The sequence below is a fragment of the Rhizobacter sp. genome, from assembly GCF_031412495.1.
In the GTDB taxonomy this organism is placed as follows: domain Bacteria; phylum Pseudomonadota; class Gammaproteobacteria; order Burkholderiales; family Burkholderiaceae_C; genus Schlegelella_A.
In genome coordinates this window covers 1-10,988 of the sequence record NZ_JANODC010000367.1, presented here as the reverse complement: position 1 = coordinate 10,988, position 10,988 = coordinate 1, and the positions used below count along the sequence as shown (strand labels likewise).

Here is a 10,988-nt window from a genome sequence, read left to right as displayed (position 1 = left end):
GGGCGACGAAGTGGCCGCGCAGCGCCATCACCTGGGCACCGCGGTCGCTGCCGACGAAGCCGGTGTCGATGAGCGACTTGAGGGCGATCGGAAACACCAGCGTCGTCGCCGCGGCGAGAACCTGGAAAAGCCCGGCCGCGGCGATGCGCAGGCGGTAGGGGCGCAGGAAGGGGAGCAGGCCGCCGAGGGCGCGGACGTTGCCGGGGGGCGGCGGCGCGGCGCTCGTCCGGGCGGGCGCGGGAAGCGTGGCGGAAGGCATGGACGAGTGTAGCGAGAGGCGTCGACGATAAGGAGGCTCGGGCAAACAAAGCCTTGACAATAGTTGTCTAGGCAAGTATATTCGCGGCATCGTGTCCCGTGCTCCCGCCCCCGCCAATTTCTACCGCGCCAGCGGCTACTGCGCCGACGACAGCGTCGGCTACCTGATGCGCCGCGTCCTCGTCGCGATCACGCAGGCCGCCGACCGGCGCCTCGAGCCTGACGGCCTCACCCACACCCAGTGGGGGCCGCTGTTCATGCTGCGCAACTCGCGCGCCTCCACCGTCGCCGAGCTCGCCCGCGAGCTGCAGACCGATCCCGGTGCCATGACCCGCCTGCTCGACCGGCTCGAGGTCAAGGGCCTGTGCCGGCGCGAACGCAGCACCGACGACCGCCGTGTCGTCCGCATCGCGCTCACCCCCGAGGGCGATGCCGCGGCGTCGCGGGTGCCGGCCGTCCTGGCCCAGGTCATGAACCAGACCCTGTCCGGGTTCACGCGCGCCGAGTGGGAGTCGCTGAAGGGCATGCTGACGCGCATGCTCGCCAATGCGGAGGCCCAGCGCGAAGTCGAAGCGACGCCTGCGCCTGCGCCCGCGGCCCGCCCGGCGCGCGCGCGGACGTCGGCGGCGGTTCCCGCCCGGAGGGCGGCGCGATGAACCTTCGTCGAGCCGCCTGCTTCCTGCGCTCCGTCGAGGCCCGGCGCACGCTTACGACGATCCTGATCGCCGTCGGCTCGACGGTGTTCCTCGCCCTCGGGCGGCACTAGGGGCGAGTCACGCCCCGTCAGAGGACGAGCTTGCCCGCGTACCCGGTCATCTCGAGGTAGCCGCGGCCGACGCGCCGGCCCTGTTCGTCTTCGAGCAAAGACAGCCCTTCCCAGTAGATGGCGCCCGTGCTGGCTCGACTGTCGAGCTCCTGGTCGTCGAGGAGCGCGCGGACGCGGAAGTGGCCGACCGGCGTCGCGACCCGCCACTCGACCGGATAGCGCGCCCGGGACGCCGGGCTCTGCCAGAGGCGGCCGGGCACGAATGCCACCTCGCTGTCGGCGAAGTTTCGCGTCTCCGCACCCGCCGGGCGGTGGCTCCCGCCCGACCACAGCACGCTGCCGTCGGCGCGGCGCAGCCGGAACGCCGTGAGGGCGGCGCCGTCGTCGAGGTTGATGCCGATCCAGTCCCAGCCCACGGCGGCCGGATCGAGGATCGAGTCGCTCCACTCGTGGTCGAGCCAGGCCCGGCCCGTCACCGCGGCGGTCCGCCCGTCGACGCGCACCGTGCCGCGCACGGCGAGCTGCGGCTCGCTGTAGTAGCGGCTCGTCTGCCCGGCCCCCGGTCCCTTCTTGGACACGCCGTCGACGCCCTGCACGAGCACCGGCTGGGTGGCGTCGAGGGCGAGGTCAAAGGCGAAGCCGCCGACCTCGCTGCCCGCTGCGGTGGCATAGCGACTGCGCCCTGCGTGGTGGGTTCGCTGCAGCCGCCAGTCTCGCAACAGCAGGCGGGTGTCGCCCGAGGCTGCCTCGGCGATGCCGAAGCCGCTGCGCGCGATGCGCTGGTCGTGGCGAAGCCGGCGCTGGACCAGGTCGGTCATCGCCGCGTGCGCGAAGACGATCTGGCGGGCCGTGAATCGGCTTTCGGCGGGGGCGTCGATGCCGGTCGCGGCGCGGAAGAAGGTGATTTGAAAGCCCCATGCCCGTTCGGGGGCTTCGAGCGCGCCGGTGACGTACCACCACTCGATCCGGCTCTGCGGATGCGCCCCGAAGTCGGCCGGAAAATTCAGGGCGGGGTCTGCCGACCAGGCCGGGCAGCGCGCCGTGAGCAGGGCGACGACGAAGGCACGGCGCGGATGCATGCACGGAGCATCGCACGCCGCGATGCCCGAGGGCGCGGCCGGGCGCCACGGGAGATCGCCGCTTGAAGCACCCGTCGCTTTGGACTAGTCTGGCCGGCGCCCTGCCTCGCTGCAGGGCCCACCCACCGGACCTCCAGGAAACGCCATGAACTGCTCGACCCCCCGTCTTTTCCTCCTCGCCGCGGCTGCTGCAGCAACGCTGGCCGGCTGTGCCGGCGGCTCGACCTCCGGCTCTTCGACGATGAGTTCGTCGGGCGGTTCCGCGGGCTCGGGCATGTCGTTCTTCGTGTCGAGCACAGGCTCCGGCAAGGGTGCCGACCTCGGCGGCCTGGCCGGCGCCGACCAGCTCTGCTCCAGGCTGGCCAGCGCCGCCGGCGCCGGCGGCAAGGTCTGGCGCGCGTATCTGAGCGCGCAGGCTGCGGGCGGTACGGCCGCAGTGAACGCACGTGATCGCATCGGCACCGGCCCCTGGCGCAACGCCAAGGGGGGCGTCGTGGCGCAGAGCGTCGCCGACCTGCACGGCCCGAACAACAACATCAACAAGCAGACGGCACTCACCGAAAAGGGCGGCGTCGTGAATGGCCGGGGCGACACCCCCAACATGCACGACATCCTGACCGGCTCGCAACCCGACGGCACGGCGATCGCCGGTTCGATCGACTCGACCTGCGGCAACTGGACGAAGAGCGGCGAAGGCGCGGCGATGGTCGGGCACCACGACCGCACCGGGCTCGACACCAGCCCGCCGGCGCTGTCGTGGAACTCGTCGCACCAGTCGCGCGGCTGCAGCCAGGCCAACCTCGTGGCCACGGGCGGGGCCGGCCTGATCTACTGCTTCGCCGCGAACTGACCCTCGCCGCCACGGGCCTGCAGCCATGCCGACGTTCAGCACTCTCCGCATCGAGCGCGATGCACGCCAGCCACGCATCGCCCGGCTGCGCCTGAATCGCCCGGAGCGCCTCAACGCGATCGACTTCGAGATGCCCGGCGAGATCCGCCGCGCCGTCGAGTGGGCCGAGGCCGACGAGCAGGTGCATGTCATCGTCGTCGAAGGCGAGGGCCGTGCCTTCTGCGCCGGCTACGACCTCGTCGGCCTCGCCGAGGAGTCACCGCGCGAGGGCCCCGGCCACCCCCTGCAGCAAGAGGCCAGGCCGTGGGACTCGATGGTCGACTACGCGGTGATGAAGCGGCACACCGAGGACTTCATGGCCCTGTGGCGCTCGCGCAAGCCGACGATCGCCAAGGTGCACGGCTACGCCGTGGCCGGCGGCAGCGACATCGCGCTCTGCTGCGACCTCCTCGTCATGGCGGACGACGCCATGATCGGCTACATGCCGACGCGCGTGTGGGGCTGCCCCACGACGGCGATGTGGACCTTCCGCCTCGGCCCGGCCCGGGCCAAGCAGTTGATGTTCACGGGCGACCTGATCTCCGGCACCCAGGCGGCCGAGTGGGGCCTCGCCAACATCGCGGTGCCGGCGGCCGATCTCGACGCCGCCACCGACAAGCTGGCCGAACGCATGGCCGGCGTGCCGAGCTCGCATCTGGCGATGCACAAGCTCGTCGTCAACCAGGTCATGCTGACCGCCGGTCTCGAGCAGGCGCAGACGCTGGCGACGGTGTTCGACGGCGTGACCCGGCACAACCCCGAGGGGATGTGGTTTCGTCGCCTGGCCCAGCTCGAAGGCTTCAAGGCCGCTGTCGAGTGGCGCGACAGCGGCCGGCCGATTCCGCAGGGCGACGAAGCGCGCGCGCTGGTCGCGGATCTCGAGCGTCGGCTCGCGGAAGCGAAGAAGAACGCGGGCTGACCGCGCCCGGCGGGCAAGCGCCTGCCGGGCGGGAGGCGCCCCGAGCACGAGGGTCCAGTAGCGGCGCTCGACAGGCGCGCCGGTCACGTCGGCATCCATGCAGGCAAGCCCGAACTCCAGCACCGCGGGATTCAGCAGGTTCTCGCAGTGGGCTTCGCTCTGGAGCCAGGCCTGGACGATGGACTCCAGCGACGGGTAGCCCACGCCGACGTTCTCGACTGCCGTGCTGAACCGATAGCCCGTCGCGCGAAGACGCTCTGCCAGGCCGCGGTTCTGCCCGTCGCGGTGCCTCATCCCTTTCGAGCCGCGCCATCCGTGGCAGGCCGCGCCGGTGAGCTGGAGCGACAGCCTGTCGCTTGCGGCACAAGCCCAGGCACGCGAGGCCTTGGAGCCGGGCACGCAGACGCGGGGTCGACGTCCTCATGGCACCCGTGCCTGAACCGGAAACCTGGCCTTGATGCTCGGCGGCTTCGCGGCGCTGGCGGCGTGGCGTCGGCGCCGCCGCTGATCGACGAGCGCGCCGGCCGCGCAGCCATCCGTCCACCGACCGACGGCCACCGTTCGTCGCCGGCCACCCGGTTCACCGGGTTTGCGAGCCGCGAGTCGGCGTTGCGCCTCCTACAATTCGTGGCTGCCCGTGAAGTCGTTCACGGTCCTGCATCGTAAAGTGCTCTCTACAACAACAAACCCGAGGTGGCAACCGTGTGGATGACCCGCGCCAGATCAGTTGTTTGCGTTGTCTTGCTGGCTGCGGCGGCGACGCTCGGCAGCGTCGGGTCGGCGCAAGCCGCGCTTTACTCCGGGCGCTGGGACCCGGCCTACGGCGGAATCTTTCCCAGCCTGGGCTGGGAAGCATCGGCGCTCTTCGACGTGCCGGACGCCTGCCTGGCGATGGGCAACGGCACCAACGTGCCCATCAGCGGCAGCTGCGCCGGCTTCGATGTGCTGAGCGCCCGGGTCGATCTCTACAACACGGGGAATCCGAACACGATCCTGCAGTCGTTCGACCTGAACCCGAACGCCATCGTCAACGGCATCAACATCGCCGGTGGAAAGCTGACCGGGATCGACACCGGCTACTTCGACTATTTCGTGCCGACGCTGGGCATTGCCGGAAGCGGCAACTATTCGTTCAGCCTGATCCTGTTCGGCGGCAACAAGGCGCAGCTGGTCTATGCCAACCCGGTCGCAACGTCGCCCGGGTGCGTGACATTTCCGGTCGACGGCGCCAGCTGCGGCGCCTCGGCCAATGTCGCCACCGGCGTGTTCGCAGCCGCGATTCCCGAGCCCGAAACCTACGCGCTGATGCTCGCCGGCCTGGCTGCCGTCGGGTTCGTCGCCCGCAGGCGTCGCCGCTAGCCGCGCGGTCTCGAGGGTCCGGCCCCGCCCATCGCAACCCCGGGTGCCCGCTCTATGCCGTGACGCGCTCGGCCTGCGTCGACAAGGCCTGGCGAACCGCCTCGTCGAGCGGCCACTGCTGCGCCTCGGCCCATGCGCCGTCGAACGCTTCGTCGCTCGTCGTGCGCCGCAGCTTGCCGAGGAGGGCCTGCCAGCGCAGCTCGCGACGAGGCGGGCGGGGCAAGCCGAGGCGCTCGCGTGAGCGCGCCGCCGCCGCTGCCAGCCCGACGGCGGCCTCGGCCCGGCCCTCGGCCTGGGCGAGCTCGACGTGGTCCTCCAGGCAGCGCAGCAGTTCCTCGCGCATCTCGAAGGCGCGAAATGCGCGCAGGGCCTCCGAAAGGCGCAACCGTGCCGAGGCGAGATCTCCTGCCTGCAGGTCGGCGCGTGCGAGCCAGCGCAGCGCGTTCGCCTCGCCGCGCTTGTCGCCTGCTTCCCGGCATACCGTCAGCGAGCGCTTGAAGCGCAGGCTCGCCTGGCCCAGGTCGCCCAGCTCGAACGCCACCTCGCCGAGCACCAGCTCGCACTCGCCCTCCACCTCCTGGTGACGGATCTCGCGGGCGATGGCCAGGCACCGCTCGAGGTGCGAGCGGGCCGCGGCGTCGTCTTCCTGGCAGAGGCTGATCTGGCCCAGATGGAGCAGGCCGATCGCCTCGCCGACGCGGTCTCCGCGGTGGCGGAAGCTCTCCAGCGCCTCGCTCTCGCCCGCCGCCGCCGCAACAGCATCGCCGGCCTGCAGCCGCGCCATCGACAGCGTCGAGAGCGTGGCGGCGATGTCGAGCTCGTGGCCCTGCGCCCTTCGCAGCTCGAGACAGGTCTCGAGCATCTTGCGCGCTTCGGCGTGGTCGCTCTGGCTCTCGGCCAGCGCCGCCCCGACGTAGAGGGCCCAGCCCTGGGCCACGGGAGAGGCCTGGATCACGGGCAGCGCCAGCGCCGCCTGGACGAGCTTGCGACCCTCGGTCGAGTAGCCGCGAAGGATCCAGAAGCCCTGCATCGCGACCGCGAACTTCACGGTGACGAACGGGTCGACGCCGCCGGCGAGCGCCAGCGCGAGGGCGCTGCGGATGTTGTCGAGCTCGAGCTCGACCTTCCACAGCCAGTCCGCCTGGTCCGGGCCCTTGAGCCCCGCGTTCGCGGCCTTGGCCATCGCGAAGTAGTGCTCGCAATGCCGTATTGCGGCCGCTGCGGCGTCGTCGCGCCGGGCCAGCTTCTCACGGGCGTACTCGCGGATCGTCTCGAGCATGAGGTAGCGGGCGCCTTCGTCGCGCTCCTCTAGCATCACCAGCGACTTCTCGATCAGCGATCCGAGCAGGTCCAGGACGTCCTCGCCGGCCAGGGGCTCGGCGCCGCACACGGCCTCGGCGGCGGGGAGGTCGAAGCCGCCGACGAAGACGCTGAGCCGGTCGAGCACGGTCTGCTCGTCCGGCCGGAGCAGCTCGTACGACCAGTCGACGAGGGCGCGCAAGGTCTGCTGCCGCTCCTGCAGCGTCCGCGCGCCGCCCGTCAGCAGCTTGTAGCGGTCCTTGAGGCGGGCGTTGATGTCGGCCACGGAAAGGGCGCGGACCCGTGCCGCGGCGAGCTCGAGCGCCAGCGGGATGCCCTCCAGCCGGGCGACGAGCTCGGCCACCGCCGGCGCCTCGCGCTCGTTGAGCACGAAGGCGGGCTTGTGCAGCTGTGCCCGGTCGACGAACAGGCGCACCGCCGTCGACCGCGACAGGGCCTCGACGCCGTCGCCGCGCGCCGGCACGGGCAGCGGCAGCACCGGATAGCACTGCTCGCCGGGGGCGCGCAGCGGCTCGCGGCTCGAGGCCAGGAGGCGAACGTGCGGCGCCACCTTCAGGATGGCGCTGGCCATCTGCGCCGACGCCTTGATCAGATGCTCGCAGTTGTCGAGGATCAGCAGGGCGCGCCTGTCCTTCAGGTGCGAGCACAGGGTGTGCAGCATGGCCCGGTCGGGCTCCTCGCGAACGCCCAGAACCTGAGCCGTCTCGCTGACGACCAGGGCAGGATCGCTGATCGGGGCGAGATCGAGGAACCACACGCCGTCCGGGAAGTGGTGGATCTGCTCGGCCGCGGTCTGCAGAGACAGGCGGGTCTTGCCCATGCCGCCCATGCCGAGCAAGGTCAGCAGGCGCGACGCGGCTAGCAGGCTCTTGACCTCCGCGAGCTCACGCTCGCGGCCGATGAACGACGTCGACTGGAAAGGCAGGTTGTTCGGGATCTCCTGGACCGGCAGCCACCAGTCGCCGATCCAGACGACTCGATGCGCCTTCTCGCCGTCCGCCGGTTGCACGAAGGCGGCGTCGGGCGCGCCGACCTCGAACAGCTCGGCGGGATCCGACACGCCCTTGATCCGCCAGTGCCCGTGCGAGACGAGCTTGTGCGCGGTCTTGCCGAGGTCGTCGCGCGCGGCGGCCGAGAGCAGCGTCTGGCCGCCGCGGGCCAGGGCCATGATCCGGGCCGCGACCGGCTTGGCCAGTCCCTCGACCTCGAGCGGCTTGGCGCCGCGGGCGATGTCGTCCGGCGCGTTCTCGCGCAGGATCACCGGCCCGACGTGCAGCCCGGCGCGCGCGTCCAGCGGCGTCGGCAGCCTCGCCAGGGCCTGGTGGTACGCCAGCGCGTAGGCGACGGCGTCGGCGGCGCTGTCGAACAGCAGCAGCATGCCGTCGGTCTTGTCGATCTCGCGCCCGCGCCACGGGCCGAGCAAGGCACGCGCGACGCGGTCGTGCGCAGCCCAGATCTCGGCCATCGCACTGTCGCCCAGCATCTCCACCAGCCGGGTGCTGTCCACGACATCGGTCAGCAGCAAGGCCTTGATCGCATTCATCGCGCAGCGGGCAAATGCAGCCCCGTGGAACGGGCAGGGTAGGGCATGGCGGAGTCTACCCGCGCCCCTGCGATCTCATCCGTGCGTGTCGGAGCCGAACGACGGCCGCAGCGCCGGCGGGCATGAGCCCGGAAGGGGCCGCGAGGGTCGACCCTATAATTTTTTCGCATCTCCTCGCATCGAGGGGACCCTCGTCAACCGCTCGGAGATTCCATGGTGATCATGCGTTCGGCTGCGATCCGGTCTTGCCTCGTCGCGTGGAGCTGCGCCCTCGCTGCGCTCTCGGTTCAGGCCCAGGGGCGGTTCTCCGTGTCGGCCGACGGCCAGCAGGTGACGGACGCGACGAACGGCCTGGTCTGGAAGCGCTGCGCCGAAGGCATGAAGTGGAACGGGACCGCTTGTGCCGGCAAGCCGGTCAAGTACAAGTTCACGGACGCGAAGAAGGCGGCGCGCGCTCCGGCGGCCGACGGCAAGGCATGGCGTCTGCCGACGCGCGACGAGCTGCGCTCGCTGGTCGACGCCAAGGCGAAGAAGAAGCCGAGGATCGACGCGGCGGCCTTTCCGAACACACCGCCGCTCTCGTTCTGGGCCTCGCGCGACGGCAGCGACGACAACCTGAACGCCTGGCTGATCAGCTTCGCCAACGGCAAGCTCTACGGCAACGTGGGCCAGGCCAAGTTTCCCCTGCGTCTGGTCCGCAGCGTGCCCTGATCGCCTTCAGGGCACGCCGGGCGCGAGCACCTGCTGCATCGCCAGGCGGATCTGCGGCAGGCGCTCCTGTGCCGTGCGCCGGCCGCAGTCGATCATCGCCTCGGCCATCGCGAAGTTGAAGCCTTCTCCGACCGGGATCGGCACCGTCAGCGACAGGTCCGCGCGCTCGGCCTGGCTGGCCGAATCCCACCAGCCCTGCAGCCGGTAGGCGCCGCCCATCGCGGCGCGAAGGCCGAAGGGGCGATGCAGCCGCTCCTCGAGGCGGTCGGCAGCGCGCGCGGCACCGGGGGCCTCCTGCGGGTACGTGGGCCGGACCAGCGCCGCCAGCTTGAAGCCGCAGCCGCGCGCCGCAAGCAGGTCGACCGGCAGGCGCGACACGACGGCGCCGTCGACGAGCATCGCGTCGCCCAGGCGGACCGGCGCGAACACGCCCGGGATGGCCGCCGTCGCCCGCGCCGCCGGTGCCACCGGGCCGCTGTCGAGCACGGCGCGCCGGCCGCGCGCCAGGTCGGCAGCGACCACGGCCACGGGCAGACGCAGCTGCGCGAACGTGGCGTCCCCGTACAGCTGGCGGGTGAGCGTCGTCATGCGCGCGGCGGAGATGAAGGAGGCGCGCGGCAGCCATTGCAGGCCCTTGGCACGCGCGAAATCGCCGACCAGGCCGAGGAGGACCTGGCTCGCCTCGCGCGCGCTGCCGAATCGCGCGAAGGCCAGCGCCACCGCGCCGCCCATGCTCGACCCGCACAGGAAGTCGATGGGCAGGCCGTCGCCCTCGAGCACCTCGAGCACGCCCAGGTGGGCCAGGCCCGCGGCCGCGCCGACGCTCATGGCCAGGCCGACGTCACGGCCGCAAAGACGCCGCACGAGGTGGTCCAGCGCCGGCTGGCGTGGACGGGACCAGGCGTCGCTCGAAGGCGCAGCCTCGAGCTCGGCCTGCGGAAGAAAGTGGCACCAGCGCTGCATCGCAGCCGCCTCGGTCAGCGGCCCGCTCCGCCAGACGATCGGCTCGGCGTGGGTATCCGGCAGGTCGGGCCGCTCGTCGTCGCTCCGCAGCAGCACGTCGTCGGCATCGAGCTCGGCAAGCAAGGCCGCGCAGCCGCTCGGGTCGGCGCCGACCAGCAGCACCGCGTCGCCGGGCCCGTCGTCGCGCCAGCGCTGCATCCGTTGCGCGCCCCGTGCCACACCGCCGGCCGGCACGTCCTCGTGTTCGGAACCTGGCGCGTAGTGCTGCAAGCCACGCGCGATTGCCGCCCGCAGGAGCCGGCCCTCGTCGCCGCGGGTCGGCACGAGCACGACCCGCGGCCGCTTCGCCGGCGCCCGTCGCGTGCGCTCGCGCAGACGCATGCCGAGCAGGGTCGCGACGTTGCGGAAAAAGGCCGCCTCCTTGGCCATCGCGTCGAAGAGAAGGGGCGCCGAGAGCACCCAGGCGCGCGCATCGCGCTGGGCGACAACGGTGGCCGAGACCGGGTCGCCGGTCAGTGCCGACAGCTCGCCGAAGCATTGCGGCGCGACCAGCTGCACCCGCCGGCCGCCGGCCAGCTCCACCCGCACCGCCCCGTCGATCAATCCGAACAGCTCGGCCGAGGCCACGCCGGCGCGCAGGATGATGTCGCCGGCCTGGAACTGCCGCGTCTGCAATCGCCCCTGGATATGCGCGAGGGCCGCCGCCGAGACGTCGGCGAACAGCGGATGCAGGGTCAGGGAAGGCGTCAGAGGTACTTCTGCCACAGCGCGTTGCTGAAGCGGCCCTGCGGGTCGACCCGCGCCTTGAGCTGGCGCAGCTGCGCGACCTCGGGGTAGGCGCGCTCGAACTGCTCGCGCGTGGCGTGCAGCTGGTAGGGCAGGTAGTAGCGGCCGCCGTGCTGCAGGGCGGCTTCGATGAGCTCGCGCGTCCAGAGGCCGACGGCACGCTGGGCCGGCAGGTCGACGCCCTGCTTGTAGAACAGCACGAGCGAGAACACCTCCTCCCGGGCCCACGGCAGCAGCGCCAGCGTGTCGGCGGAGCTGTGCCGGATCGAGACATTGACGGCGGTCACCCGGTGCCGGCGCAGGATGCGGCCCATCTCGCGCACGAAGGGCTCGAGCTGCCGCGACGGGACGAAGAACTCGTCGAGGGCATAGGTCGAGAGGCGTCGCGAATACGG

At 71.7% G+C, this 10,988-nt stretch carries 9 protein-coding genes and 2 pseudogenes; 5 read left to right on the top strand and 6 right to left on the bottom strand.

The window, feature by feature from the left end; translation table 11 throughout:
- Positions 1-259: pseudogene (locus AC30N0_RS13540) on the bottom strand (ABC transporter); the annotation flags it as partial.
- Positions 260-350: 91 nt separating this feature from the next.
- Between AC30N0_RS13540 and AC30N0_RS13535 the strand changes: the two are divergent.
- Positions 351-914, top strand: a complete 564-nt coding sequence (locus AC30N0_RS13535; protein WP_489518432.1) for a MarR family winged helix-turn-helix transcriptional regulator — start codon at positions 351-353, stop codon at positions 912-914.
- Between the two features lie 127 nt (positions 915-1,041).
- Here AC30N0_RS13535 and AC30N0_RS13530 read toward each other — a convergent pair whose 3' ends face one another.
- Positions 1,042-2,103, bottom strand: coding sequence for a lipocalin-like domain-containing protein (locus AC30N0_RS13530; RefSeq protein WP_489518431.1), 1,062 nt, complete (start codon positions 2,101-2,103; stop codon positions 1,042-1,044).
- Positions 2,104-2,248: 145 nt separating this feature from the next.
- On the opposite strand from AC30N0_RS13530, the gene AC30N0_RS13525 reads away from it, so the two are divergent.
- Both AC30N0_RS13525 and AC30N0_RS13520 read left to right on the top strand, forming a co-directional pair.
- The gene (locus tag AC30N0_RS13525; protein WP_489518430.1) at positions 2,249-2,953 is read left to right on the top strand and encodes a hypothetical protein; all 705 of its coding nucleotides are present in this window, start codon (positions 2,249-2,251) and stop codon (positions 2,951-2,953) included.
- Between the two features lie 25 nt (positions 2,954-2,978).
- The gene (locus AC30N0_RS13520; protein WP_489518429.1) at positions 2,979-3,911 is read left to right on the top strand and encodes a crotonase/enoyl-CoA hydratase family protein; all 933 of its coding nucleotides are present in this window, start codon (positions 2,979-2,981) and stop codon (positions 3,909-3,911) included.
- Between the two features lie 72 nt (positions 3,912-3,983).
- Here the strand turns inward: AC30N0_RS13520 and AC30N0_RS13515 are convergent.
- A pseudogene (locus AC30N0_RS13515) lies at positions 3,984-4,205 on the bottom strand (CAP domain-containing protein); the annotation flags it as partial.
- 399 nt (positions 4,206-4,604) lie between these two features.
- Between AC30N0_RS13515 and AC30N0_RS13510 the strand changes: the two are divergent.
- On the top strand, positions 4,605-5,270 hold the full coding sequence (locus AC30N0_RS13510; RefSeq protein ID WP_489518428.1) for an FxDxF family PEP-CTERM protein: 666 nt from the start codon (positions 4,605-4,607) through the stop codon (positions 5,268-5,270).
- Positions 5,271-5,322: 52 nt separating this feature from the next.
- Here AC30N0_RS13510 and AC30N0_RS13505 read toward each other — a convergent pair whose 3' ends face one another.
- Positions 5,323-8,133, bottom strand: a complete 2,811-nt coding sequence (locus AC30N0_RS13505) for a winged helix-turn-helix domain-containing protein (RefSeq protein WP_489518427.1) — start codon at positions 8,131-8,133, stop codon at positions 5,323-5,325.
- A 213-nt stretch (positions 8,134-8,346) separates the two neighbouring features.
- Here AC30N0_RS13505 and AC30N0_RS13500 point away from each other — a divergent pair, with 213 nt between their 5' ends.
- A complete protein-coding gene (locus tag AC30N0_RS13500) occupies positions 8,347-8,844 on the top strand; it encodes an Lcl C-terminal domain-containing protein (protein WP_489518426.1) in 498 nt (165 codons plus the stop codon).
- A 6-nt stretch (positions 8,845-8,850) separates the two neighbouring features.
- On the opposite strand, the gene AC30N0_RS13495 is transcribed toward AC30N0_RS13500, so the two are convergent.
- The gene (locus AC30N0_RS13495; protein WP_489518425.1) at positions 8,851-10,572 is read right to left on the bottom strand and encodes a patatin-like phospholipase family protein; all 1,722 of its coding nucleotides are present in this window, start codon (positions 10,570-10,572) and stop codon (positions 8,851-8,853) included.
- Positions 10,554-10,988, bottom strand: a 435-nt coding sequence (locus AC30N0_RS13490) for a D-arabinono-1,4-lactone oxidase (RefSeq protein ID WP_489518424.1), incomplete at its 5' end; no start/stop codon positions are given. The genes AC30N0_RS13490 and AC30N0_RS13495, both read right to left, overlap by 19 nt.